Genomic DNA, 22,158 nt, shown 5'->3' with positions numbered 1-22,158 from the left:
GTGACAAAGCTGACCGGGGACCGGTACTGGCCGTACGCAGGCGAATCGGGCAAGCTCCCGTGTCTGTGCGTTTACGGAAACAGCCGATGCCCCACCCCGCCCGCGCCCTGGCGCTTGCCATCGCCGTCCTGATGGCCTTCAGCGCCGCCGCCCCGGCCGAAGCTGCCAAGAAAAAGGCCACCCGGCCCGCCGCGACGCAGTCCCGGCCCGCCGCCAAGCCCAAAGCCAAGCCGCGTGTACGCCCGGCCGCCACCCCTGCCCGCCAGCCGCTGGTGCGCCAGCAGAGCAAGGCCGCGCAGCTGGACCGGATCTACGATGAGTACTGGGATGCCTCGATGCGGCTCAATCCGCTGCAGGCCACGTTCCAGGGCGACAGCCGCCACAACGATCAGCTCCCGAACATCCTCTCGGCCGCCTACCGCCAGCAGTCGCATGACTTCACCGTGGAGTGGCTGGGCAAGGTCGAGAAGATCGGCCCGGATGGCCTGACCGGCCAGGACCTGCTCAGCTATGAAATCTTCGTGCGCGATGCGCGCATGTCACTGGCCGCCGAGCAGTTCCCCGGCTGGATGCTGCCGGTAAGCCAGTACTACAACCTCGGCAGCATCATGGCCATTCTCGGCTCCGGCTCCGGTGCGCAGCCCTTCAACACGGTGCAGGATTACGATGGCTGGTCGCGCCGTTCGCTGGGCATTCCCGCCCTGTTCGAACAGGCCATCGCCAACATGCGCCAGGGCATGGCCGCCGGAGTGGTACAGCCGCGCGATCTGATGGAAAAAGTGCTGCCGCAGCTGGATGCGGTGATCAAGCCGACTGCGGAAGAGAGCATCTTCTGGGCGCCGATACGTAACCTGCCCGAGGATTTCCCGGCCGCCGACAAGGCGCGTATCACCGCCGAATACAAGCGCATGATCGAGTTGCGCATCATGCCGTCCTACCGCGCCCTGCGCGGCTTCATCGCCACCGAGTACCTGCCCGCCGCACGCAGCACCGATGGCCTGGCCGGCCTGCCCGGCGGCAAGGCCTGGTATGCGCAGACCATCGTGCAGAGCACCGCATCCACGCTGACGCCCGAACAGATCCATGCGCTGGCCGAACAACGCGTGGCCACGCTGCAGGCGAAGATCACCACGATCATGAAAGAGAACAAGATCCGCGGCTCGCAGCAGAAGCTGCTGCGCACCATGCGTACTGACCGCGATTTCCAGTACGCCAACGCCGATGCACTGATCAACCGCTACAAGCAGCTGCAGAGCCAGGTCAACGCACGCCTGCCGAGCCTGCTCGGCACGCTGCCCAAGGCGCCGATGGAAATCCGCGCGGTCGAGCCCGAACGCGCGGCCACCGCCGGCGCGGTGAGCTACCAGCAGCCGCTGCCGGACGGCATGCGTCCGGGCGTGCTGTACATCAACACCGGCGATCTGCCGAGCCGCCGCCGCTGGTCGGCGCCGATGCAGTTCCTGCACGAGGGCATTCCGGGCCATCACGTGCAGCTGGGCCTGCAACAGGAGCTGGACAAGCTGCCGCGCTTCCGCCGCCTGGGCGGCGATATCGCCTTCGTGGAAGGCTGGGGCCTGTATGCCGAGTCGCTGGGCGAGGAACTGGGCGTATACCAGGACCCGTACGAGCGGATCGGCTACCTGCAGGCCGCGCTGACCCGTGCGGCGCGCATGTCCGCCGACACCGGCGTGCACGCGCAGGGCTGGAGCAAGCGCCAGGCCGTGGACTATCTGGTCAAGACCGCGGACATGAGCGCCAGCGATGCCACCGCGGAAGTGGAGCGCTTCATGGCCCTGCCCGGGCAGACCCTGGCCAATGGCCTGGGCGAACTGAAGATGATGGAACTGCGCGACAAGGCCAAGGCCGCGCTGGGGGCACGTTTCGACGCGCGCCGCTTCCATGAGGAAGTGCTGCGCGATGGCTCGATGCCGCTGGACATTCTGGACGCCAAGATCGCCCGCTGGATCGCCAGCCAGAGTGGCGCGGCCACGCCCGCGCCCTGAGCACTGAAGGAAACCGAGCATGCACATCGTCCGGCATCTGCGTGTGTGGATCAGCGCGATGTGCATCGCCGGCAGCGGCACCGTCACCGCAGCGCCGGTGCTGACGCCACCGGATCCGGGCATCGATGCGCTGATGCAACGCTACGACGGCCAGGTCCCCGGCGCGGCGGTGCTGGTCCTGCACGACGGCAAGCCGGTGTTCCGGCGCGGGTACGGCCTGGCGGTGCTGGAAGATCGCACTGCTGTGACCGCGCAGACCAATTTCCGCCTGGCCTCGGTCAGCAAGCAGTTCACCGCCGCGGCGATCCTGCTGTTGGCCGAAGATGGCGCGTTGACCCTGGATGACCCAGTGAAGCGCTGGCTGCCCTCGTTGCCAGCGGCCGCCGACGCCATCACCCTGCGCCAGCTGCTCAGCCACACCAGCGGCCTGCTCGACTACGAAGACCTGATGGCTGCCGACGCGACCGTGCAGGTCCATGACCAGGACGTGCTGCATCTGCTGGAAGGCCAGGATCGAACGTACTTTGCACCGGGCACGGCCTACCGTTACAGCAACAGCGGCTACGCCCTGCTGGCGCTGGTGGTCGGCAAGGCCTCGGGCACTGATTTCGCCAGCTTCCTGCGCCAGCGGATTTTCCTGCCGCTGGGCATGCGCGACAGCGTGGCGCATCAGGACGGCGTGGACGATATCGCGCGCCGCGCCTACGGATACAGCGAGCGCGACGGGCGCTGGCAGCGTACCGATCAGAGCCCGACCAGCGCGGTGCTCGGCGACGGTGGGGTGTATTCCTCGCTGGATGACCTGGCGCACTGGGATGCGGCGTTGTATGACCAGCGCCTGTTGAAGGCAACATCGTTGAAGCAGATGTTCTCCCCTGCCACCCGCACCGCCGAGACGGACGTGCCGTTCTACGGTTTCGGCTGGCGGCTCAACGGTGGCGCGCAGTGGCACAGCGGCGAGAGCATCGGCTTCCGCAACGTGATCCTGCGCTACCCCGCGCAGCGCCTCACCGTGATCGTACTCAGCAACCGCAACGCCCCCGAACCCTATCCGCTGGCGCTGCAGATCGCCCGGCGCTGGCTGGATACTCTGCAATGAACGTTTCCGACTCCCCTCTCATCGGCGTCCACCACGTGGCCCTGATCTGCGCCGATTACGTCCGCTCCAAAGACTTCTACACCCGCGTGCTCGGCCTGCACGTGATCGCCGAGAACTACCGGCAGGCGCGCGACTCCTGGAAGCTCGATCTGGCCCTGCCCGATGGCAGCCAGCTGGAGCTGTTCTCGTTCCCGGGCGCGCCCGCACGGCCCAGCCGCCCCGAGGCGCAGGGCCTGCGCCACCTGGCCTTCCGCGTGCATCTGCTGGAGCCGATGATCGAGCGGTTGACCGCGGCCGGCGTGGCCTGCGAACCGATCCGGGTGGACGAGTACACCGGCCGCCGCTTCACCTTCTTCGCCGACCCGGACGACCTGCCGCTGGAGCTGTACGAGATCCCGGCCCACGCCGGCTGAAGCGTGCACCCGACACGTTCCGTACCGGAGCGAATGGGTATACAGTCGGCCCTGTACCGGCCGCCTGCGCCGGCGTTCACGGACATCCCTGGGAGGGGAACATGCGCAAGACTTTCAAGACCCTGTTGCTGGCGCTGCCGCTGATGATGGCCGCGATGTCGGCCAGCGCCGCCGACGGCGCCGTCGGCCGCTGGAAGACCATCGACGACAAGACCGGCAAGGTAAAGTCGATCGTGGAGATCACCCAGGCCACCAACGGCACGCTGACCGGCAAGGTCGTGGACATCCTGCACTCGGACAAGGGCCCCAATCCGGTCTGCGACGGCTGCGAGGGCGCCAACAAGAACAAGCCGGTCAAAGGCATGACCATCCTGTGGAACCTCAAGGCCGACGGCACCAACGCCTGGTCCGGCGGCACCATCCTGGATCCGGGCAATGGCAAGACCTACAAGTCCAAGATGAAGCTGCAGACCGGCGGCGCCAAGCTGGACGTGTCCGGGTGCGTGGCCTTCATCTGCCGCGCCCAGACCTGGGTGCGCGAGTAAGCCCGGCGCTGCTTTTGAGCCCCCGTAACCCGGCTTCGGCCGGGTTACTGCGTTTTGGCGTGCGATAATCCCCGGTTCCCCTGGCAACAGCGCTCATCATGACCCGCACCGCTCTCGTCACCACCGCCCTGCCCTACGCCAACGGCCCGCTGCACCTGGGCCACCTGGTCGGCTACATCCAGGCTGACATCTGGGTGCGCGCGCGTCGAATGAGCGGCGGCAAGACCTGGTTCGTCTGCGCCGATGACACCCACGGCACCCCGATCATGCTTGCGGCCGAGAAGGCCGGCGTGACGCCGGAGGCCTTCATCGCCAACATCCAGGCCAGCCACGAGCGTGATTTCGCCGCGTTCGGCGTGGCGTTCGATCATTACGACTCGACCAACTCCGCCGCCAACAAGGCGCTGACCGAAGCCTTCTACCTCAAGCTCGAGGCCGAAGGCCACATCGCGCGCCGCTCCGTGGCCCAGTTCTACGACCCGGCCAAGGGCATGTTCCTGCCGGACCGCTACATCAAGGGCATCTGCCCGAACTGCGGCACGCCGGATCAGTACGGCGACAACTGCGAAGTCTGCGGCGCCACCTACAGCCCGACCGACCTGAAGGACCCGAAATCGGTGATCTCCGGCGCCACGCCGGAAATCCGCGATTCGGAGCATTTCTTCTTCGAGGTCGGCCGCTTCGAAGGCTTCCTGCGCGAGTGGCTGGCCGGCGACGTCGCCCTGCCGGGCGTGAAGGCCAAGCTGGGTGAGTGGCTCAATGCCGAGGGTGGCCTGCGCGCGTGGGACATCTCGCGCGATGCGCCGTACTTCGGCTTCCAGATTCCCGGCCATCCGGGCAAGTATTTCTATGTCTGGCTGGACGCCCCGATCGGTTACCTGTCCAGCTTCCAGACCCTGTGCGCGAAGACCGGCGAAGATTTCGATGCGCACCTGCGCGCCGGCACCAGCACCGAGCTGCACCACTTCATCGGCAAGGACATCGTGAACTTCCACGGCCTGTTCTGGCCGGCGGTGCTGCACGGCACCGGCCACCGCGCGCCGACCCGTCTGCACGTCAACGGCTACCTGACCGTCGATGGTGCCAAGATGTCCAAGTCGCGCGGCACCTTCGTGATGGCCCGCACCTTCCTGGATGCCGGGCTGGAGCCGGAAGCGCTGCGCTATTACTTCGCGGCCAAGTCCTCCGGCGGCGTGGACGATCTCGACCTGAACCTGGGTGACTTCATCGCGCGCGTCAACGCCGATCTGGTCGGCAAGTTCGTCAACCTGGCCAGCCGCTGCGCCGGCTTCATCAGCAAGCGCTTCGAGGGCCGCCTGGCCGCCGCGCTGCCCGATGCCGCCCAGTACGACCGTTTCGTCGCCGCGCTGGCGCCGATCCGCGAGGCGTACGAGCGCAACGATCCGGCCAGTGCACTGCGCCAGACCATGGCGCTGGCCGACGAAGCCAACCGCTACATCGACGATGAAAAGCCGTGGGTGATCGCCAAGCAGGACGGCGCCGACGCGCAGCTGCGATCGGTCTGCACCCAGGGCCTGAACCTGTTCCGCGTGCTGGTCACCGCACTCAAGCCGGTGCTGCCGGCCACCGCCGCGCAGGCCGAGGGCTTCCTGGCCGCGCCCGTGCAGGCCTGGACCGACATCGCTGCCCCGCTGACCGCGCACACCATCGCGGTGTACGAGCCCCTGTTCACCCGTATCGACCCGAAAAAAATCGACGCCATGACCGACGCATCCAAGGACACCCTGCAGGCCGCCACCCCGGCCCCCGCCGCCCCGGCCAAACCGGCCAAGCCCGCTGCCGCACCGGCACCGGTTGCTGCGGCCGATGGCGAGGCCGCACCGGCCTACATCGGCATCGACGACTTCGCCAAGCTGGATCTGCGCATCGGCAAGGTGCTGGTCTGCGAGTTCGTGGAAGGTTCGGACAAGCTGCTGCGCTTCGAGCTCGACGCCGGTGACCTGGGCAAGCGCCAGATCTTCTCCGGCATCCGCGCCAGCTACGGCGAGCCGGAACAGCTGGTCGGCCGCAGTGTGGTGTTCATCGCCAACCTGGCCCCGCGCAAGATGCGCTTCGGCCTGAGCGAAGGCATGATCCTGTCGGCCGGTTTTGATGGCGGCGCACTTGCCCTGCTGGACGCCGACAGCGCCGCGTTGCCGGGCATGCCGGTCCGCTGATCGCTGCGGCAGGGCGGCCACCCGGTCGCCCTGCCACGCTCTTCTGCCTGGAGGTGTGGGTTGGAACTGGCGCTGTTCGATTTCGACCACACGGTCACCACCTGCGATACCTACGGGCGTTTCCTGCGCCGCGTGGCGACCCCCGAACAGCTTGCACAGGCCTGGTGGAAAGTCGGCCCGTGGCTGCTGGCCTATCGCCTGAAGCTGATCTCCGCGCAACGCATCCGCGCCCGTGTCACCCGCCTGACCTTCACCGACCGCCATCTCGAGGACATCACCGCGCAGGCCGCCGGCTACGCGCGCGATGTGCTGCCCGGGGTGATGCGGCCGGAGATGCTCGAGCAGATCCACTGGCACCTCAAGCAGCAACACACCGTGGTGATCGTGTCCGGCTCGCTGGATCTGTACCTGCGCCCGTGGTGCGAGGCGATGGGGTTGCAGCTGATCTGCAACCGGCTGGACAGCCATGACGGACGCCTCACCGGGCGCTATGCCGACGGCGACTGCGGCCCGCGCAAGGTTGACCACATCCGCCGGCGGTTCGACCTCGCGCGCTACCTGCGCATCCACGCGTACGGCGACAGCCGCGAAGACCGTCCGATGCTGGCACTCGCCCACGAGCGCTGGTATCGCGGCAAGCCCATGAAGCCGCGTCGGGATCTCCCGGCGGGCACACCACCTGCCCGGGACAGCCGGGCCTGATGCCCCCACCGCGCAGCCACCGCCACGCCATGAGCCTCCCCATCGACACCCTCACCGAACGCCTCGACCGGCTGTTGCCGCAGACCCAATGCGGGCAATGCGGTTACGACGGCTGCCGTCCGTATGCCGAGGCGATGGCACGCGGCGAGGCGGGCATCGATCACTGCCCGCCGGGCGGTGATGCCGGTGCGCGTGCCTTGGCGAATGCCCTGGGTGTGGCGGCGGTGCCGTTCGACCGCACGCGCGGTGCACACAAGGCACCGCAGGTCGCGGTGGTGATCGAAGCCGACTGCATCGGCTGCACCAAGTGCATCCAGGCTTGCCCGGTCGATGCGATCGTCGGCGGCGCCAAGTACATGCACACTGTCATTGCCGATCTGTGCACGGGCTGCGAGCTGTGCATCCCGCCGTGCCCGGTGGACTGCATCGACCTGGTCAGCGCGCGCTGACCCCCGCGCCGGGCGCTACGCGCCTCGCGGCAGCGGCAAGGCCTGGGCGCACGGCGATGCGTCGATCACCATGGCGCCCAGCGGTTCTGCGGTGCGCTTACGGCAACGCCGCCGTCACCACGATCTCCACCTTCCAGCTCGCGTCCGCCAGCTTGGCTTCCACCGTCGCGCGGGCCGGGGTCATCCCTGCCACCACCCACTCATCCCATGCGGCATTCATGCCGGCGAAATCGTTGATGTCGGCGAGGAAGATTTCCGCGCGCAGGATGTGCTGCTTGTCACTGGCCACCAGCGCCAACAGCTTGTCGATCTCTTCCAGCACCTGACGGGTCTGGCCGGTGATGTCCTGGCTGGTGTCTTCAGGGATCTGCCCGGACAGATAGGCGACCTTGTTGTGCACGGTCATTTCGGACATGCGCGGACCAACGTCGAAACGTTCCAACATGGCGATTACTCCTCTGGATGAAACCGCATTGTCACCGATGCGGCGTGCGCCTGCCCGGCCCGGTGCGCAAAGCAGCCACAGCACGCACAGTGCACCCGCTTGGCAAGCGACGGCATCAGGCGCACGATTTGCCGGTCAGGCGGCCACGCCTGTGTTGACTCTTTCATCGCCCACCCCGGAGCACGCTGTACCGATGACCGACACCGCCCCTGCTCCCACGCCGGCCCGCGCCCCCTGGCGCCGCGCCGCGACCGTCGTCATCCCGCTGCTGATCCTGGCCTTGGCCCTGCGTGGGCTGGCCAACGAATTCGATGAGCATGGCTACCGCGCCATCCGCGAGGCCTTCCGTCATCTCGGCGCCGGCCAGATCGCGCTGACCGTGCTGCTTGGCCTGGCCAGCTATGCCTGCCTGATCGGTTTCGATGCGATCGGTCTGCGCCGCAGCGGCAAGCGCCTGCATCCGGCGCGGGTCGGCATCACCGCGTTCCTGGCGCATACGCTGGGGCAGACCCTGGGCTTTGCGGCCCTCACCGGCGGCGCCGTACGCCTGCGTGGCTATGGTCGCGCGGGGCTGACGCTGGGCGAGATCGGCCAGGTCGTATTGATGAGCACACTGGGCTTCGTGTTCGGTGCGTGGCTGCTGCTGGCGCTGGCCTTCCTGCTTGAACCCGGCGCGGCGGCGCTGGCGCTGCCGATCCCGGTTCAGGCGGTGCGCATCATCGGCGTTCTCGGCCTGCTGGCGTATGCCGGCACGATGCTGCTGGTCGGCCGCGAGGGCCGTAGTTTCCAGATCCGCGGGCATGCCCTGTGGCTGCCCGACCGCCGCACCATGCTCGGTGTGACCGCCCTGAGCGTGGTCGAGCTGGTGCTGGCCAGTGCGGCGTTCTATGTGCTGCTGCCGATGGATACGCCGACCGGCCTGCCCGGTTTCGTCGGGCTGTATCTGGTCGCGGTGCTGGCCGGCCTGATCTCCAGCGTGCCGGCCGGCCTGGGCGTGTTCGAGTGGAGCCTGCTCAAGCTGCTGCCGCAGGTGGCGCCCGCCGCGGTGCTCGCGGCCGCACTGATCTACCGCGTGACCTACTACGTGTTGCCGCTGCTGCTGGCCACGGTGCTGGCGGTCGCGCCCGCACTGCGTCGCCCGCTGCGTGCCGGCGCCGGTGCCACCCGGGTCGGCTGGACCGCGCTGCGCCCCTGGCTGCCGCAGATCATCGCGCTGGCGGTGTTCAGCGTCGGCGCCGCTCTGGTGATCGACGGCACCCTGCCGACGCCGCGCCGGCACCTGGTCACGGCCTCGCTGCCGATCCTGGAAACCTCGCACCTGCTGGGCAGTCTGGCCGGTGTCGCGTTGCTGCTGATCGGCCAGGGCCTGCAGCGGCGCAGCCATGCCGCGTGGATGCTCGCGCTCGGCATCTGCGTGTTGTCCCCGTTGCCGATCTGGCTACGCGGTGGGCAGGTGCTGATCGCGCTGTCCGCCCTGCTGGTGGCGGCCGCACTGTGGGCCTCGCGCCGCGAGTTCTATCGCCAGGGGGCATTGTTGGATGAGGCCTGGTCGTGGCCGTGGATCCGCAACCTCGGGCTGGTGCTGGTCGCGGTGATCTGGCTGCTGTTCTTCGTCTACAGCCACGTGGAATACCAGAACGAGCTGTGGTGGCAGTTCGCGCTGCAGGGCAACGCGCCTCGCGCGCTGCGTGCCTTGTTGCTGGTGGCGATCGCGTTGACCATCTTCGGCCTGGCGCGGTTGCTGCACAGCACGCGCAGTCCGTTGCCGGCTGCCGATGCCTCCACCCTGGACGCGCTCGCCCCGATCCTGGCCGCCGCCGAAGACACCCAGGCCTGCCTGGTGCTCACTGCGGACAAGGCGGTGCTGCGCGATGAAGCGCAGCGGGGCTTCGTGATGATGCAGCGCTACGGCGGCTCGTTGATCGCGATGGGCGATCCGGTTGGCCCACCAGAGGTGGTGCGTGCGCTGATCTGGCGCTTCCGCGAGGAAGCCGATCGGCTCGGCCTGCGCCCGGTGTTCTACCAGGTCGGCGAAGCGCACTGGCAGACCTATCTCGACCTCGGGCTGACCCTGGTCAAGCTCGGCGAAGAGGCGATGGTGCCGCTGCAGGACTTCACCCTGGAAGGCCGCGAGCGCGCCGATCTGCGCCAGGCCTGGAACCGCGGCAAGCGCGGTGGGCTGAGCTTCCGGGTCGCCATGCCCGAGGAAGTGCCTGCCCTGCTGCCGGCGCTGGCAGTGGTCTCCCAGCAATGGCTGGACGACAAGGCCGGCGATGAAAAGGGGTTCTCGCTCGGCAGCTTCGATGCAGCCTATCTGGCGCGTTTCCCGGTCGCGGTGGTGGAGGCCGAAGGGCGCATCGTGGCCTTCGCCAATCTGTGGCAGGCACCGGCCGGGAACGAGCTCTCGGTGGACCTGATGCGGCACGTCGACGATGCGCCCAAGGGCACCATGGATTTCCTGTTCATCGAGCTGTTCCTGTGGGGCCGCGAGCACGGCTTCCACCGGTTCTCGCTGGGCATGGCACCGCTGTCCGGGCTGGCCCAGCATCGCCTGGCCGGGCGCTGGAACCGCTTCGCCAACGTGGTCGCGCGGCATGGCGAACGCTTCTACGGCTTCAGCGGCCTGCGCCGTTTCAAGTCGAAGTTCGCCCCGGTCTGGCGCGCACGTTATCTGGCCGCGCCGGGCGGTGTGCACCTGCCCGCCGCCCTGCTGGATGCGACCCGGCTGATCTCACTGGACCCGCGCCGGCACGATTGAGCCCGTGCCGGCACGGATCGCCGACGCTCAGCGCGCCGGCAGATGCTGCACGATGGTGTCGGCGAGGCGGTCGTAATCGCCCTTGAAGTGATGGTCGCCGGGGAGCTTGATGACCTGCGCATTGCCACCGGCGGGAAGCGACGGGCACAGCGCGTCGCCATCGTCTTCGCCGTAGACGCACCACGTTTTACCGGCGGGCAGCTTGGCCACCTCCGGCGCGATCGGCAGGCCATCGCCACCGCCGCCGAGCCAGTTGCTGACATGGAACTCGTAGTCGGCGGTCTTGCCCACCGACAGCAGCGCGATCATCGAGACCGCATCGCGGGTGGCCGGCGTCAGTTGATTGATTGCCGCCGGCAGCACATCGGCGCCCTGCGAGAAACCGACCAGCACCACGTTGCGGCGCTGCCACTGGTGGCTGTAGTGAGTGACGATGCGCTCCAGATCGCGGGCGAAGCCGTCGGGCGTGCGTGCGGTCCAGAAGTAGCGCAGCGAGTCCACCCCGACCACCGGCACCCCGGCCTCGCTCAGCGACGCGGCAACCTCCTTGTCCAACCCGGCCCAGCCGCCATCGCCGGAAACGAAGATGGCGAAGGTGTCGCCCGGCTTGCTCGACGGTACATCGACCACCGGCAGGCCCTTGAGGTCATCCGGCGGCGGCGCCAGGCTGACGCCTTTCTGCGCGCCGATCACCTTTGCCGCGGCCAGCAGGCCGGGCAATGCGTCGCCCCGCGCGGTGCGCTCGAACTGACGCCCCATGCCGACCTTGCGCACGAACGCAGCCGACTCGCCAGCCGGGCAATGCACATCGCCGGCGGCGTTCAACCAGGGGAAATTCAGGTCAGCCGGCTGCAGGCGACCGTGGCTGCTGCCGGCGCCGCAGACCTTGCGCTCGCGCACGCCCGACGGGCAGAAGCCAGTGGTGAGCAGTCCGGCGAAGACCTGCGTATCGGCCTCGGCGGCCACCGCGTACGCCAGCGCCGCGCCCTCGCCATCGCCGCCGATCAGCGGCAGGTGATAGCCCGGCACGTGCAGATAGGCCTGGAACCAGCGCGAGAAATTCTCCACATCGCCGGCACCGAACGCGCAATCACCGCTTTTCTCGCGGGCCAGGACCTGGCGCAGATGCGCGACATCGACCTGGGCGACCAGGGCGCCCTCGGCGCGCAATGCCTCGATGCGCTGCTGGCTGTCGGCATGGCTGGCGGTACCGTCAAACCACACCACCACCCGTTGCGGGCGACCGTCCGGCAGGTACACCGGCACGTTCTCGAAACGCCCGTGACTGAGCTGCTGCGGCGGCGCGGCCAGCGCCTGTCCGGACATCCCCGCCAGCACCACACCCAGCATCATCCCCCAACCGGCTTGCCGCATCGTCGCGCATCCCATGACTAGTGCGCCAACGATACGCCCCTGCCCTGCCAAGGGCATGTACACAGCGTGGCCGGACGCTCAGCGCGCATCGCGACGCGCCTGCCGCCACAGCTGCCAGGCCACCGCGACCAGCCACACCAGCACTACGGCGATCACCAGCTTCTGCCCAGCGCCGCGCGGCGGGCCGCGCCACAGCACGTGCAGCCACAGCAGCACGAAGCACAGCCAGGCCCACCACCAGGCCGGCCCGGCCCACGTGCGCCAGCGCGGATCGGCGCGCAGGTACCAGCTCTGCAGCAGCATCGCCACGCTCACGCACAGGAACGCGGTATTGGCCGACAGCCCGTGCACCAGCGGTGCCAGCAGCGGCGCGCGCTCGGGCAGCCAGCTGTCGCCGATCGCCACGCCCATCAATCCCAGCGCGGCCCCCCAGAACAGCAGCGGCGCGGCCGCACTGCGGCGGGGTGATCGGCTGTTGGCATGCAGGGAAACGGCCAGCAGCATGATCGCCAGCGCCAGCACACAGTAAGCCGCGCGCAGTGCCAGCCCCCAGGGGCCATGCAGGTACAGGCTCAGGGTGGCCTGCACCCAGTCCAGGTCATCGCGTGCCCATTGCGTCCACAGCGCGGTGGCGATGAACAGCGCCAGGGCCATCAGCGTGGTCAGGGCGACACGTCCGTGATGCTGTGCGGGCCAGCGGGAAGGGCGTGGCAGGGGAAGCGACATCGCAGCGCATTTACTCAGTCGGTGGCGTCGGGGTGACGCTGTTTCCACGCCGCCAGCGCAGCGCGGTAGCGCTGCAGCTCATCGCTGTACAGATCCAGCACGCACAGCGGGCAGCCACTGCCGCAGCACTCGTTGGGGCCGGGCTCTTCCGGCGGCTGCGGACGCGGATCGGGATCTGGAACGGACACGGACATGGCCACACACGTTGGGAAAACAGCGCGCACAGTGTAGCGGGCGTGGTTCAGCGCTCAACCCGGCGGCGCAGATTGTCGCGCGCTGCCGCATCCAGACGCTGGTGGAAGAAGTCGCTCAGGAAGATCCGCGGCTGCCCCAGCACCTGCTTGAGAAAGCGCCGGCGGTTGAGCCGGAACAGGAAGCCCGGCACGTGCCCGGCGTACTCCTCGGCGATGCCGCGGTCGTACGCATCGAACACCGCCGCCGGCGCCCCCAGAATGGCCATGTCGCAATCCAGGAACAGCGCCGCCTCCGGATCGACGTCGCCGGGCGCGAGCTTGCTGTGGCGCGCGGTCAGTTCGATCAGCTCAACCACCCGCGTCGCATCGATCCCGGCCTCTGGCAGCCAACGTGCAATGGCCTCGCGCGCCATGGCCGCCGAGCGGGCTTCGTTGTCACCGCGGCCCGCGTCGTAGATGGCGTCGTGATAGAGCGCGGCCAGTTGCACCTCGCGCGGCTGGCGCCAGCCCGGGCCAGCTTCGGCGACCGTGCCACAGTGGTGCAGAACGGCCTGCACGTGTGACCAGTTGTGGTACGCCCGGGGCGGCAGGGCGTAAGCGGTTTCCAGCTCGGCGAGCTGTCCGGAGGGCAGCGGGATCGGTTCAAAGCGCATGCGGCCATGATTGGCCGCCGGGCGCGTGCTGGCAAGACCGGCACTTTTTTGACCACGCCCATCGCCCCCTTGCTGCACAGGGCGCAGCGAGGGTTATCCACATCTTTGTCGACCGCTGGTCCACATCCTCTGTGGATGGCGTGCACAGCCGATGAACGGCACGCCGGAACGTACCAACGCGCCTAGACTCGACCCGACGGACCCCAAGCCCCCTGCGAGGTGACGGCGATGACCGGCTGCAGACTACTGATGCTGTGGATGGCCCTGGCTGCCGTACCGGTCTGGGCGGCGGCGCCCGCCGCGCCGCCCCTTCCAGCTGCACCGGTCACCACCGAGCTGCCCACGCCGGCGCAGATCCTGGAGGTGCCGACTCCGCTGCTGACCCTGCTGCATGAGCAGGTGATCGACCCGGGCTACTCGCGCGAGCGCCGCCTGCAGCGGTTGGTCGACATGATCTTCGACGCGCAGGGGCTGCACCTGGCCTACGACCCCGATGCGACCCACACGATCAACGAGACGTGGCAGACGCGGCGCGCCAACTGCCTCTCGTTCACGCTGTTGTTCGTGACCCTGGCCAACCTTGCCGGCATCGATGCGCATGTCCAGGAAGTGGCGCAGGTGGTGTCCTGGTATCAGGCACCCGGCGTGATCTACAGCATTGGCCACGTCAACGCCGGCATCGTGCTGGACGGGCGCAGCGGCACCGTCGATCTGGACCACAACGTGCTCTATGACCGGAATGGCCCGCAGAAGATCAACGGACAACGGGCGCTGGCCCATTTCTACAACAACCGCGGCGCCGACCGCATGGCCGCCGGCGATAGGGCCGGCGCACGTACCTACTTCCGTGCCGCGCTCGCGCAGGCACCGGACTTTGTCGGCAGCTGGAACAATCTGGGGGTACTGGCTGCGCGCGGGGGGGACCTGGACCAGGCCCGGCGCGACTACGAGACCGCCCTGCGCCTGCAGCCGCGGCACGGCGCCAGCCTGAGCAATGCCAGTGCGCTGTACCGGCGCGTGGGCGATACCCGCCAGGCGCAACGGCTGGCGGGCCGGCTGGCGCGGGTGCAGCGTAGCGATCCCTTTGCGCAGTACATGCTCGGTGCGCGGGCGGAGCAGCGCCGGGACTATCCCGATGCGGTGAAGTTCTACCGCCGCGCCGTGCGCCTGTACGACAGCGCGCATCCCTTCCATTTCGCCCTGGCCCGGGCCTACTTCCTGGCCGGCGACCGGCATCGCGCCTCGCAGGAGATGCAGCGCGCACGGGACCTGGCGGGGGAAAACGGCGATGCGGTCACTTCCCGCTACCAGGCCAAGCTGGACAGCCTGCAGCGTTGGCGCCAGCGTGGCACCAACGCCCACTGAGCCGGCTCAGGCCTTCTTGAGGAAGCAGGTCTTCAGGACCAGACCCTTGATCTTCTCCGAGTTGCCTTCGATGTGCTCGGCATCGTCTTCGACCAGGCGGATGTTGCGGATCACGGTGCCCTGCTTGAGCGGGATGGAGGATCCCTTGACCTTCAGGTCCTTGATCACGGTCACGGTGTCGCCAGCGGCCAGCACGTTGCCGTTGCTGTCGCGCACCACCACGGCCTCGCCGCCACCGTCACCGGCCGCCCACTCGTGGCCGCAGTCCGCGCAGATGAACAGCGCGCCATCGGCATAGGTGTTTTCCAGGGTGCACTGCGGGCAGGCGGGAATGGCGGACATCGACAGCTCTTCGGTTACGAAACGGCCCGTAGTGTAACCGCCCGTTACCGTCTGCCCTTGCGTCGGCGGTCCCGTTGCCGCAAAGTGCGCGCCCCCTGACCACCGGCCCGGCTCCCGCATGAAACTCGGCATCGACTTTGGCACCAGCAACTCCGCCGCCGCCGTGGTGATCGACGGCAAGGTCGTGCCGATCCAGTTCGGCCAGGCCGAACAGTTCCGTACCACGGTGTATTTCCCCGAGGTGATGCGCGACCCGAACGACTTCGAACTGACCCCGGCGCTGGAGCACGACCTGGCCCGGCTGGTCGACGCGGCCGCGCGCGATGCCCGTGCCGCCGGCCAGGAACGTACCCCCGATGCCTTGCGCCGCGAGGCCCTGCGCGTGGTGCGCCGGCAGTGGATGGAAGAGCAGATGCGCGCCCCGCTCAGCTCCACCACCCTGCTGCAGAACGCGGTCTACGGCGATGACGCGCTGGAGGCCTACTTCGAAGAGAACGAAGGCAACCTGGTGCAGAGCCCCAAGTCGATGCTCGGTTACAACCTGCACCCGCGTGCGCGCCAGACCATCGCCGGCATCGCCACGCACATCCTCGAGCACATCCGCCTGACCGCCTCGCGCCAGCTGGACACGCCGATCCGCACCGCCACGCTGGGCCGCCCGGTCCAGTTCCGCAGTTCGATCGGCGAGGCCGGCAACGCGCAGGCGCTGGAGATCCTGCACGGCGCAGCGATCGCCGCCGGCTTCGACAGCATCGATTTTCTCGAAGAGCCGGCCGCCGCCGCGATGCATTACCACGCCGAGAGCCCGCAGGAGCACGACGCGGTGGTGGTGGATATCGGCGGTGGTACCACCGACGTTGCCCATGCGCGCGTAGGCGGCGGCCAGGCCCCGACCATCCACCGCGCCTGGGGTATCGCCCGTGGCGGTACCGATATCGATCTGGCGCTGAGCCTGGGCGGCTACATGCCGCTGTTCGGCCGCGGCATCACCCGCGTGCCGGCGCACCACTACGTGGAAGCGGCGATGGTGCAGGACATGACCCGCCAGCGCGATTTCCGCCAGCACACCTACCGCGATGTGGACGCGCCGTTCGGCCCGCGCCTGACCGCGCTGCAGGACACCGGCAATACCGCGCGCCTGTACCGTGAAGTCGAGCGCTGCAAGATCGCCCTGAGCAGTGTGTCCAGCCACGACAGCGCGCTGGACTTCATCGAACGCGGCCTGCAGATGCAGATCGATGCCTCGCGGCTGGAAACCGCCGCCGGTGGGTATCTGGGCGAGCTGACCGCCCTGCTGGAGCAGGTGCGCAGCGACATCGGCCACGACCCGGCAGCGGTGTTCCTGACTGGCGGCATGTCGCGCGCCGGCTACCTGCAGCAGGCCGTGGCCAACGCGTTCCCGGGCTCGACCCTGGTCCGCGGAAATCCGTCGTTCGGCGTGGTCCACGGGCTGGCATTGGCCGCCGCGAACTGATCCACCGGCAACGCCAGGCCTTGCCCCACAAGGCCTGAAGAGGTGTGAAAGACCTTATTAACAAAACGTTACGCCGAAAGCGCTATCATCTTTCGGCTTCAAAGCGCAATGCGCTTGACGCGACAAGCACCACTCTCCTGGCCTTGCTGGCCACCGTCTTCTTCGATGCTGCCACCGTCCGGACCTGTCCGCGGTGCCGGGATCGCTCATCGCTGTGATCCGGCTCGTTCACAGCCTGCTGCACCCCGAGCCGCCAAGAGACACTCAGATTGGGCGAACGCCTGGCTGCACTTCTTACATCGTCCGAGCCCGACCCCATCGATTGCCGTCGTTGCGACGCGGTGTGCTGTCGGCTCACCGTCACCGTCATGCCTGACGACAACGTGCCCGGCTACCTGCTGGACACCGATGCGCGTGGCGGCACGGTGATGGCGCGCAACGAAGAAGGCTGGTGCGCTGCGATCGACCCGTATCACCTGCGCTGCACGATCTACTCGCAGCGACCCGCGATCTGCCGCCAGTTCGACATGGGCGGCGATGATTGCCGCCTCGTGCGGCAGGACTACCGTCGACAACAGCAGGATCTGTCGACGTTTTCTTCCACGCTTCATCCATAGCAGGAGCATCCATGGCTCGTACGCCAAAGACCTCCCCCAAGGCAAGCAACACCGTTCGCGTTGACCGCAAGCAAGGGTCCAACTCCGCCGTCAGCAGCCAGAGCATCGCTGCGGATCTGGCTGCTTTCCGTAAAGGTGGCGGCAAGATCGAAGTGCTGGGCAATACCCTGGCGCTGAAGAAAGCCGGCTGACGTTGCTGCCGACCGCACCGGCATTGGCCGGTGCGGTGGCCGCACTCAGCGGCCCAGGCTGACCCGCACGCTCCCGGAATGGGCGTTGATCGAAATATCCCCATCGCCCGACCCCAGACGCGCATCCAGGCTGCGGCCCGGACCATAGCGCGGCTTGTCCACCTGCCCGGCGTCGGACTGGATCCCGCCACTGAACGTCTTGACGTTCAACTGCGCCGAGACAGTCGCCGGCAGCTTCAGCGCGACCGATCCGCTGACCGTCTGCATCGTCACCTTGCCGCCCGGCGCCATGCCGGTCGCGCTCACATCCAGGCTGCCCGAGACGGTTTCCACCGCCAGCCGCTGGACCCGTCCGGCGTTGACGTTGACGCGGCCAGAGACCGATTCGGCCGCCACATCTCCCGACGCCCCGCCACCGGCCAGCAACTGGCCACTGACCGTGCGCGCGTCCAACCGCGGCGTCTGCAGCTGCGAGCGGATCCCACCACTGACCGTGTTCAACGTGGTCTCGCCACTGCGCCCGGCCGCGGTAATGCTGCCGCTGACACTGTTGGCCTGCAGGCGGCGCACGTCGATGTCGGCCACGTCGATGTCGGCGCTGATGGTGCCCAGCTGCACGTCCACCGAACGCGGCACACGCAGCTCCAGGGTCGCCCCGCCGTTGCTGCGGCCGCGCGGGTACTCCACTTCCCAGCGCACGCGGTTGCTGCTCTTGTCCTGCTTGAGAGTGAGCCCATCGGCCATTGAACCGGTCAACGCCACGTCGCTGCGGTCCCAACCGCGCACGGTGACTTTGCCAGCGATGTTGCTGATTTCCACGCGACCGCCGGCGCCCAGTGGATGGCGCTCATTGACGTTGGTGGCGGCCTGGGCGACGAGCGGCACGCACAGAGCCAGGGCGGCGATCAGGGACAGAGGGATACGCATGGGGTTCTCCTTCAAGTGGGCAGGCCGGCGGACAGCACCGCCTGCTGGGTGAGTTCCAGCCGCAGCGCATAGGTACGCTGCAGTTGCCCGAGCAGATAGCGCGAGCGGGGATTTTCAGCGATGGCCGCGCGGATGGTGTCCGCACTGGCATCGAGTTCATGCAGGGCCGGGCGCCACTCATCGGTGACATCGGCGCTGGGCAAGGCCGCGATGGCCTGCTGGTACTCGCCGGCCATCGCATCGGCCTGGCGCTGCAGCAGCGACGGTGCGGGCGTGTGCGGAACCGGCGTAGGCACCACCATCAGAACGGCAAGTGCGGCGGCCATTCCCAGGCCTACGCGCAGCGGCCAGCGCTGCCGGCGGGACCGGTGTGCGGCCAGCGAAGCGGTGGCGATCGGCGTGGACGGTGCCGTCAGCGGTGCCGGCAACTGTGCGGCGATGCCCTGCCAGACCCGCGCCGGCGGAACGCGCTCGGCGGGCAAGGCACGCAGGCGTGCGGTCAGGTCGTCGTGATCGGAATCATGGGGCGTCATGCGGTTTCTCCTAGGCGCGCACGCAACAGGCCGCGCGCACGGTGCAACTGTGCTTTGGAACTGCCGACCGCCATCTGCAGCTGGTCGGCGATTTCCTGGTGTTTCCACCCTTCGATGTCATGCAGGACCAGTACCGCGCGTGCCCGTGGCGGCAGTGTTTCCAGCGCGCGCTCCAGGTCCATGGAGGTACCGGCGCAGCGGTCCTGGGCCGGCAGCATCGCCAACGATTCCCAGCCCTCCTCGCCGGCATCGCGCGCATCGCCGGTGGCGTTGGCGCGCAGTTCCATCAGCGCTGCGTTGACCCCCAGGCGGTGCAGCCAGGTGCCGAGGCTGCTTTCGAAACGGAAGCCCGGCAGTGCGCGCCATGCCTGCAGGAAGGCCTCCTGCAGGGCGTCTTCGGCGCGGGCCGCATGGCCGCCACACAGCCGCCACAGCACGGCGTATACACGCGGCGAATGCCGTCGGTAGATGCGTTCGTACGCGGTCACGTCGCCGGCCGCCGCGGCACGCACGAGGGCGTGGTCATCGGCGGCATCGGCCTGGGTCGTGGCGCTGGAGGCGGGCATCGTCGTATCGAGCATATCCGTTGGATGCGGGGGGCATGGAAAAGGTTTAAGCCCGTTCTGACTTTCTTTTCAGGCGCCTCCGCTTGGGGCTGCTGCGAGCGTGAGGGCGGATTATTTCTGCGGTCTTTAAACCTTCCTGGCCGGCGCTGCATCCAATCCCATGTCACTACCGGCCCCCGCCAAGGAGTATTCCCATGTCTTCCAGTTGCCTGGCCCTGCTGCTCTCGCTGGCCACCGGCTGCACGCTGCCGTGGAGCCCGCTGCAGATCCAGGTCACGTTGAGGCCTGAAGCACCCGATGTCTGTGTGCAGTACGCACAGAACACGCCGGTGTGTGCCTCGGCGATGATCGCTGTGTTCGACGTGTACGGCAGCCCCCTGTCGTAAACCGATACCACGATGCGGTGACGCGCATCGGCATTACCATGGCGGGATCGGCACTATCGCTGCAAAGGAATTCCGCCCCCATGCAAGAGCATCTGCCCGCCTGGACCCACGAATGGCTGCACTATGGGGTCCCTGCCCTGCAGATTCTGGTGACCCTGCTGGTGGCCTGGCTGCTGCGGCTGGTTGCCCGGCGGCTGATCCGTCGCGTCGGTGAGCACTACACACTCCCGCCGGAAATGATCATGGGCGCACGTCGGGTGTTCACCTTCGTGGTGTATTTCACCGTGCTGCTGATCGTGCTCAACATCGTGGGCGTCTCGGCAACGGTACTTTGGACCGCCTTCACCGGGTTCGCTGCGGTCGGCGCGGTGGCGTTCTTCGCCGCGTGGAGCGTGCTGTCCAACATCTTCTGCACGCTGCTGATCTTCACCACGCGGCCGTTCCGCCTGCACGATTACATCGAGCTGCTGGAAAACGGTGAGAAGCCAGGACTCAAGGGCCGCGTGATCGACATCAATCTGATCTACACCACGTTGCAGGAAACCGGCAGCGGGCACGAAGGCACGGTGCTGCAGATGCCCAACAACATGTTCTTCCAACGCACCGTGCGCCGTTGGCGCGATCCTTCGCAGGCGCCGGGCGGGATTCAAGGGGACGGCTGAGTCCAGCCGCCATCGGCCAGGCAATGCCCGGGCCCAGTATCGATACCTAGCGCAGCTGGCTGTCCTTGCTGCCGCGGCGGTTGTAGCCGCTGCCCTCCTGCTGGGCGGCGTCCTCTTCTTCCTGGCAGCGCACGCACAGGCGTACGCCGGGAACGGCCTTCCGCCGCGCCTCGGGAATGGGCGCGTCGCAGTGCTCGCAGTGGGTCAATCCCGGGCCATCGCGCAGCTGCGCGCGGGCCCGCTGGATGGCCTCATCGACGGTGGCGTCGATCTGATCCTGGACGGCGCCGTCGCCTGCCCAACCTGTCGCCATGATGTGTCTCCCATGCCGGTGTCAGGGCACCAGCATAGACCCGGCCCACCACACCCAGCCAACGTGGGGCTGAACGCCCGCGGCGCCGGGTGAACGCTTCAGACGTGGCTTACCAGACCAGGTCGTCCGGCACCTGGAACTGGGCGTAGTAGGCATCGTCCTCGGCGTTGCCGGTGCTCGGCTCGCTGCCGGGCTGGCTGTTGTCGAGCACGATCACGCTGGCGTCGCGCTCACGGACCTTCTCGGCCGCCGTCCTCGGCAGCAGTTCGAAGCCGTCGCCATGGCGCACGATCACCAGGCTGCCCGAGGCCAACTGGCGACGCAGCACGTTGTTGACCAGCATCGTGCGGATCAGCGTGCCGTCATTGAAGCGGTACTCGCTTTCGCCTTCACGCTTGACCTTGTGCGCCTCGACGATCTGGCGGACCTGGGCCTGCAGTTCCTGGGCGTGGGCCTTGGCCTTGCGCTCGGCTTCCAGCGCGCGATCGCGTTCAGCCTTCTCGGCACGCAGGCGCTCGGCCTCGCGCTGGCTTTCGCTGGGCGCGACCGGGGCCTTGCCGTGGCGGGCTTTCACCTGTTCACGGGCGGCCTGGGAGACCTGGGATTTCTTGACCAGCCCAGCCTTGAGCAGCTGCTCCTGCAGGGGATTTGCCTTCGCCATACGCCTAGCATCTGTTGTTGCGGGATTCCGGGGGCCATCATACTGGTCTGCCCGCCCCGTCCCAACCGCCCCATGACCGCCCTGAAGTACCTCGCCGGCTATCCCGACGCCCTGCAGCAGCAGGTGCGCGAGCTGATCGCGGGCGACCGGCTGGGGCCGTGGCTGGAGCGGCGCTACGCCGAACTGCATACCGTCCGCAACGACCGCCAGCTCTACGACTACACCCAAGGCCTGAAAGAGCGCTATCTGCGCCAGTCCGCGCCGCTGTCCAAGGTGATCTACGACAGCAGGCTGCAGGTGCTCAAGCACGCGCTGGGCACGCACACCACGGTCTCGCGGGTGCAGGGCAGCCGGCTCAAGGCCAGCCGCGAGATCCGCATCGCCACGGTGTTCCGCGAGGCACCGGCGCCGTTCCTGAAGATGATCGTGGTGCACGAGCTGGCCCATCTGAAGGAATCGGACCACAACAAGGCCTTCTACCAGCTGTGTACCCACATGGAAGCGGACTACCACCAGCTGGAGTTTGATCTGCGCCTGTACCTGACCCACCTGGAACGCACGCCGGGCTGAGCCGCAGCGTCCA

The 22,158-nt window shown here is 67.9% G+C and carries 26 protein-coding genes; 15 read left to right on the top strand and 11 right to left on the bottom strand.

Going from position 1 to position 22,158, the window contains the following annotated elements; genetic code table 11:
* Positions 1–86 precede the first annotated feature (86 nt).
* The 7 genes from K4043_RS10615 to rnfB all read left to right on the top strand — a co-directional run bounded on the left by K4043_RS10615 (position 87) and on the right by rnfB (position 7,388).
* Positions 87–2,003 carry a DUF885 family protein gene (locus K4043_RS10615; protein WP_265309301.1) on the top strand — a complete coding sequence of 639 codons (1,917 nt, stop codon included), beginning with the start codon at positions 87–89 and terminating at the stop codon, positions 2,001–2,003.
* A 19-nt stretch (positions 2,004–2,022) separates the two neighbouring features.
* A complete protein-coding gene (locus K4043_RS10610; RefSeq protein WP_265309300.1) occupies positions 2,023–3,102 on the top strand; it encodes a serine hydrolase domain-containing protein in 1,080 nt (359 codons plus the stop codon).
* Positions 3,099–3,515 (top strand): VOC family protein, encoded by a 417-nt coding sequence (locus tag K4043_RS10605; protein WP_265309299.1) that lies wholly within the window; start codon positions 3,099–3,101, stop codon positions 3,513–3,515. Before K4043_RS10610 ends, K4043_RS10605 begins: the two co-directional genes overlap by 4 nt.
* A 101-nt stretch (positions 3,516–3,616) precedes the next feature.
* On the top strand, positions 3,617–4,060 hold the full coding sequence (locus tag K4043_RS10600; RefSeq protein WP_121038630.1) for a DUF2147 domain-containing protein: 444 nt from the start codon (positions 3,617–3,619) through the stop codon (positions 4,058–4,060).
* Positions 4,061–4,158: 98 nt separating this feature from the next.
* Positions 4,159–6,237, top strand: coding sequence for a methionine--tRNA ligase (gene metG, locus K4043_RS10595; protein ID WP_265309298.1), 2,079 nt, complete (start codon positions 4,159–4,161; stop codon positions 6,235–6,237).
* A 60-nt stretch (positions 6,238–6,297) separates the two neighbouring features.
* The gene (locus K4043_RS10590; protein WP_123730562.1) at positions 6,298–6,939 is read left to right on the top strand and encodes an HAD family hydrolase; all 642 of its coding nucleotides are present in this window, start codon (positions 6,298–6,300) and stop codon (positions 6,937–6,939) included.
* Positions 6,940–6,968: 29 nt separating this feature from the next.
* Complete coding sequence (gene rnfB / locus K4043_RS10585; protein ID WP_265309297.1) at positions 6,969–7,388, top strand: Rnf electron transport complex subunit RnfB; 420 nt, start codon at positions 6,969–6,971, stop codon at positions 7,386–7,388.
* 97 nt (positions 7,389–7,485) lie between these two features.
* Here the strand turns inward: rnfB and K4043_RS10580 are convergent, their stop codons facing one another.
* Positions 7,486–7,833 carry a RidA family protein gene (locus tag K4043_RS10580; RefSeq protein WP_121038644.1) on the bottom strand — a complete coding sequence of 116 codons (348 nt, stop codon included), beginning with the start codon at positions 7,831–7,833 and terminating at the stop codon, positions 7,486–7,488.
* Between the two features lie 193 nt (positions 7,834–8,026).
* On the opposite strand from K4043_RS10580, the gene mprF reads away from it, so the two are divergent.
* The gene (gene mprF, locus K4043_RS10575; protein ID WP_265309296.1) at positions 8,027–10,591 is read left to right on the top strand and encodes a bifunctional lysylphosphatidylglycerol flippase/synthetase MprF; all 2,565 of its coding nucleotides are present in this window, start codon (positions 8,027–8,029) and stop codon (positions 10,589–10,591) included.
* Between the two features lie 27 nt (positions 10,592–10,618).
* On the opposite strand, the gene K4043_RS10570 is transcribed toward mprF, so the two are convergent.
* The 4 genes from K4043_RS10570 to K4043_RS10555 form a co-directional block, all read right to left on the bottom strand.
* The gene (locus tag K4043_RS10570) at positions 10,619–11,965 is read right to left on the bottom strand and encodes an AcvB/VirJ family lysyl-phosphatidylglycerol hydrolase (RefSeq protein ID WP_265309295.1); all 1,347 of its coding nucleotides are present in this window, start codon (positions 11,963–11,965) and stop codon (positions 10,619–10,621) included.
* 78 nt (positions 11,966–12,043) lie between these two features.
* Positions 12,044–12,619 (bottom strand): DUF998 domain-containing protein, encoded by a 576-nt coding sequence (locus K4043_RS10565; protein WP_265309324.1) that lies wholly within the window; start codon positions 12,617–12,619, stop codon positions 12,044–12,046.
* 86 nt (positions 12,620–12,705) lie between these two features.
* Positions 12,706–12,885, bottom strand: a complete 180-nt coding sequence (locus tag K4043_RS10560) for an oxidoreductase-like domain-containing protein (protein WP_123730557.1) — start codon at positions 12,883–12,885, stop codon at positions 12,706–12,708.
* Positions 12,886–12,932: 47 nt separating this feature from the next.
* Entirely contained in the window at positions 12,933–13,538 is a 606-nt protein-coding gene (locus tag K4043_RS10555; RefSeq protein ID WP_123730556.1) for a hypothetical protein, read from the bottom strand.
* Positions 13,539–13,787: 249 nt separating this feature from the next.
* On the opposite strand from K4043_RS10555, the gene K4043_RS10550 reads away from it, so the two are divergent.
* Positions 13,788–14,903 carry a tetratricopeptide repeat protein gene (locus K4043_RS10550; protein WP_265309294.1) on the top strand — a complete coding sequence of 372 codons (1,116 nt, stop codon included), beginning with the start codon at positions 13,788–13,790 and terminating at the stop codon, positions 14,901–14,903.
* Between the two features lie 6 nt (positions 14,904–14,909).
* Here the strand turns inward: K4043_RS10550 and K4043_RS10545 are convergent, their stop codons facing one another.
* The gene (locus K4043_RS10545; protein WP_123730554.1) at positions 14,910–15,245 is read right to left on the bottom strand and encodes a zinc ribbon domain-containing protein YjdM; all 336 of its coding nucleotides are present in this window, start codon (positions 15,243–15,245) and stop codon (positions 14,910–14,912) included.
* Positions 15,246–15,363: 118 nt separating this feature from the next.
* On the opposite strand from K4043_RS10545, the gene K4043_RS10540 reads away from it, so the two are divergent.
* The 3 genes from K4043_RS10540 to K4043_RS10530 all read left to right on the top strand — a co-directional run bounded on the left by K4043_RS10540 (position 15,364) and on the right by K4043_RS10530 (position 17,527).
* Positions 15,364–16,719 (top strand): Hsp70 family protein, encoded by a 1,356-nt coding sequence (locus K4043_RS10540; protein ID WP_123730553.1) that lies wholly within the window; start codon positions 15,364–15,366, stop codon positions 16,717–16,719.
* A gap of 317 nt (positions 16,720–17,036) precedes the next feature.
* The gene (locus tag K4043_RS10535) at positions 17,037–17,336 is read left to right on the top strand and encodes a YkgJ family cysteine cluster protein (protein WP_080114834.1); all 300 of its coding nucleotides are present in this window, start codon (positions 17,037–17,039) and stop codon (positions 17,334–17,336) included.
* 11 nt (positions 17,337–17,347) lie between these two features.
* Positions 17,348–17,527: a hypothetical protein gene (locus K4043_RS10530; protein ID WP_019183415.1), complete on the top strand. Its 180-nt coding sequence runs from the start codon at positions 17,348–17,350 to the stop codon at positions 17,525–17,527.
* Positions 17,528–17,572: 45 nt separating this feature from the next.
* On the opposite strand, the gene K4043_RS10525 is transcribed toward K4043_RS10530, so the two are convergent.
* Genes K4043_RS10525 through K4043_RS10515 form a run of 3 tightly spaced genes read right to left on the bottom strand, consistent with a single transcriptional unit; the run spans position 17,573 to position 19,568 of the window.
* Complete coding sequence (locus K4043_RS10525; protein ID WP_265309293.1) at positions 17,573–18,454, bottom strand: DUF4097 family beta strand repeat-containing protein; 882 nt, start codon at positions 18,452–18,454, stop codon at positions 17,573–17,575.
* An 11-nt stretch (positions 18,455–18,465) separates the two neighbouring features.
* Positions 18,466–18,987 carry an anti-sigma factor gene (locus K4043_RS10520; RefSeq protein ID WP_123730551.1) on the bottom strand — a complete coding sequence of 174 codons (522 nt, stop codon included), beginning with the start codon at positions 18,985–18,987 and terminating at the stop codon, positions 18,466–18,468.
* On the bottom strand, positions 18,984–19,568 hold the full coding sequence (locus K4043_RS10515) for a sigma-70 family RNA polymerase sigma factor (protein ID WP_121038673.1): 585 nt from the start codon (positions 19,566–19,568) through the stop codon (positions 18,984–18,986). The genes K4043_RS10520 and K4043_RS10515 overlap by 4 nt, the downstream gene beginning before the upstream one ends.
* Positions 19,569–19,747: 179 nt before the next feature.
* Between K4043_RS10515 and K4043_RS10510 the strand changes: the two genes are divergently transcribed.
* Both K4043_RS10510 and K4043_RS10505 read left to right on the top strand, forming a co-directional pair.
* A complete protein-coding gene (locus tag K4043_RS10510; protein WP_265309292.1) occupies positions 19,748–19,939 on the top strand; it encodes a hypothetical protein in 192 nt (63 codons plus the stop codon).
* 80 nt (positions 19,940–20,019) lie between these two features.
* On the top strand, positions 20,020–20,601 hold the full coding sequence (locus tag K4043_RS10505; RefSeq protein ID WP_265309291.1) for a mechanosensitive ion channel family protein: 582 nt from the start codon (positions 20,020–20,022) through the stop codon (positions 20,599–20,601).
* A gap of 46 nt (positions 20,602–20,647) precedes the next feature.
* Here K4043_RS10505 and K4043_RS10500 read toward each other — a convergent pair whose 3' ends face one another.
* Both K4043_RS10500 and K4043_RS10495 read right to left on the bottom strand, forming a co-directional pair.
* The gene (locus K4043_RS10500) at positions 20,648–20,914 is read right to left on the bottom strand and encodes a DksA/TraR family C4-type zinc finger protein (RefSeq protein WP_121038682.1); all 267 of its coding nucleotides are present in this window, start codon (positions 20,912–20,914) and stop codon (positions 20,648–20,650) included.
* A 109-nt stretch (positions 20,915–21,023) separates the two neighbouring features.
* Positions 21,024–21,575: a DUF2058 domain-containing protein gene (locus K4043_RS10495; RefSeq protein WP_265309290.1), complete on the bottom strand. Its 552-nt coding sequence runs from the start codon at positions 21,573–21,575 to the stop codon at positions 21,024–21,026.
* A gap of 72 nt (positions 21,576–21,647) precedes the next feature.
* Here K4043_RS10495 and K4043_RS10490 point away from each other — a divergent pair, with 72 nt between their 5' ends.
* Positions 21,648–22,145, top strand: coding sequence for a M48 family metallopeptidase (locus K4043_RS10490; RefSeq protein WP_123730546.1), 498 nt, complete (start codon positions 21,648–21,650; stop codon positions 22,143–22,145).
* The last annotated feature ends 13 nt before the right edge of the window (positions 22,146–22,158 follow it).

Source organism: Stenotrophomonas sp. SRS1 (assembly GCF_026130205.1).
In the GTDB taxonomy this organism is placed as follows: domain Bacteria; phylum Pseudomonadota; class Gammaproteobacteria; order Xanthomonadales; family Xanthomonadaceae; genus Stenotrophomonas; species Stenotrophomonas rhizophila_B.
This window is presented reverse-complemented; position numbering and strand designations above follow the sequence as displayed.

What these genes read in the sequence shown, in the direction of transcription:
- K4043_RS10615 (WP_265309301.1), top strand. Translation starts at nt 87, where the DNA reads ATGCCCCACCCCGCCCGCGCCCTGGCGCTTGCCATCGCCGTCCTGATG.
- K4043_RS10610 (WP_265309300.1), top strand. Translation starts at nt 2,023, where the DNA reads ATGCACATCGTCCGGCATCTGCGTGTGTGGATCAGCGCGATGTGCATC.
- K4043_RS10605 (WP_265309299.1), top strand. Translation starts at nt 3,099, where the DNA reads ATGAACGTTTCCGACTCCCCTCTCATCGGCGTCCACCACGTGGCCCTG.
- K4043_RS10600 (WP_121038630.1), top strand. Translation starts at nt 3,617, where the DNA reads ATGCGCAAGACTTTCAAGACCCTGTTGCTGGCGCTGCCGCTGATGATG.
- metG (WP_265309298.1), top strand. Translation starts at nt 4,159, where the DNA reads ATGACCCGCACCGCTCTCGTCACCACCGCCCTGCCCTACGCCAACGGC.
- rnfB (WP_265309297.1), top strand. Translation starts at nt 6,969, where the DNA reads ATGAGCCTCCCCATCGACACCCTCACCGAACGCCTCGACCGGCTGTTG.
- K4043_RS10580 (WP_121038644.1), bottom strand. Translation starts at nt 7,833, where the DNA reads ATGTTGGAACGTTTCGACGTTGGTCCGCGCATGTCCGAAATGACCGTG.
- mprF (WP_265309296.1), top strand. Translation starts at nt 8,027, where the DNA reads ATGACCGACACCGCCCCTGCTCCCACGCCGGCCCGCGCCCCCTGGCGC.
- K4043_RS10570 (WP_265309295.1), bottom strand. Translation starts at nt 11,965, where the DNA reads ATGCGGCAAGCCGGTTGGGGGATGATGCTGGGTGTGGTGCTGGCGGGG.
- K4043_RS10565 (WP_265309324.1), bottom strand. Translation starts at nt 12,619, where the DNA reads ATGGCCCTGGCGCTGTTCATCGCCACCGCGCTGTGGACGCAATGGGCA.
- K4043_RS10560 (WP_123730557.1), bottom strand. Translation starts at nt 12,885, where the DNA reads ATGTCCGTGTCCGTTCCAGATCCCGATCCGCGTCCGCAGCCGCCGGAA.
- K4043_RS10555 (WP_123730556.1), bottom strand. Translation starts at nt 13,538, where the DNA reads ATGCGCTTTGAACCGATCCCGCTGCCCTCCGGACAGCTCGCCGAGCTG.
- K4043_RS10550 (WP_265309294.1), top strand. Translation starts at nt 13,788, where the DNA reads ATGCTGTGGATGGCCCTGGCTGCCGTACCGGTCTGGGCGGCGGCGCCC.
- K4043_RS10545 (WP_123730554.1), bottom strand. Translation starts at nt 15,245, where the DNA reads ATGTCCGCCATTCCCGCCTGCCCGCAGTGCACCCTGGAAAACACCTAT.
- K4043_RS10540 (WP_123730553.1), top strand. Translation starts at nt 15,364, where the DNA reads ATGAAACTCGGCATCGACTTTGGCACCAGCAACTCCGCCGCCGCCGTG.
- K4043_RS10530 (WP_019183415.1), top strand. Translation starts at nt 17,348, where the DNA reads ATGGCTCGTACGCCAAAGACCTCCCCCAAGGCAAGCAACACCGTTCGC.
- K4043_RS10525 (WP_265309293.1), bottom strand. Translation starts at nt 18,454, where the DNA reads ATGCGTATCCCTCTGTCCCTGATCGCCGCCCTGGCTCTGTGCGTGCCG.
- K4043_RS10520 (WP_123730551.1), bottom strand. Translation starts at nt 18,987, where the DNA reads ATGACGCCCCATGATTCCGATCACGACGACCTGACCGCACGCCTGCGT.
- K4043_RS10515 (WP_121038673.1), bottom strand. Translation starts at nt 19,568, where the DNA reads ATGCTCGATACGACGATGCCCGCCTCCAGCGCCACGACCCAGGCCGAT.
- K4043_RS10510 (WP_265309292.1), top strand. Translation starts at nt 19,748, where the DNA reads ATGTCTTCCAGTTGCCTGGCCCTGCTGCTCTCGCTGGCCACCGGCTGC.
- K4043_RS10505 (WP_265309291.1), top strand. Translation starts at nt 20,020, where the DNA reads ATGCAAGAGCATCTGCCCGCCTGGACCCACGAATGGCTGCACTATGGG.
- K4043_RS10500 (WP_121038682.1), bottom strand. Translation starts at nt 20,914, where the DNA reads ATGGCGACAGGTTGGGCAGGCGACGGCGCCGTCCAGGATCAGATCGAC.
- K4043_RS10495 (WP_265309290.1), bottom strand. Translation starts at nt 21,575, where the DNA reads ATGGCGAAGGCAAATCCCCTGCAGGAGCAGCTGCTCAAGGCTGGGCTG.
- K4043_RS10490 (WP_123730546.1), top strand. Translation starts at nt 21,648, where the DNA reads ATGACCGCCCTGAAGTACCTCGCCGGCTATCCCGACGCCCTGCAGCAG.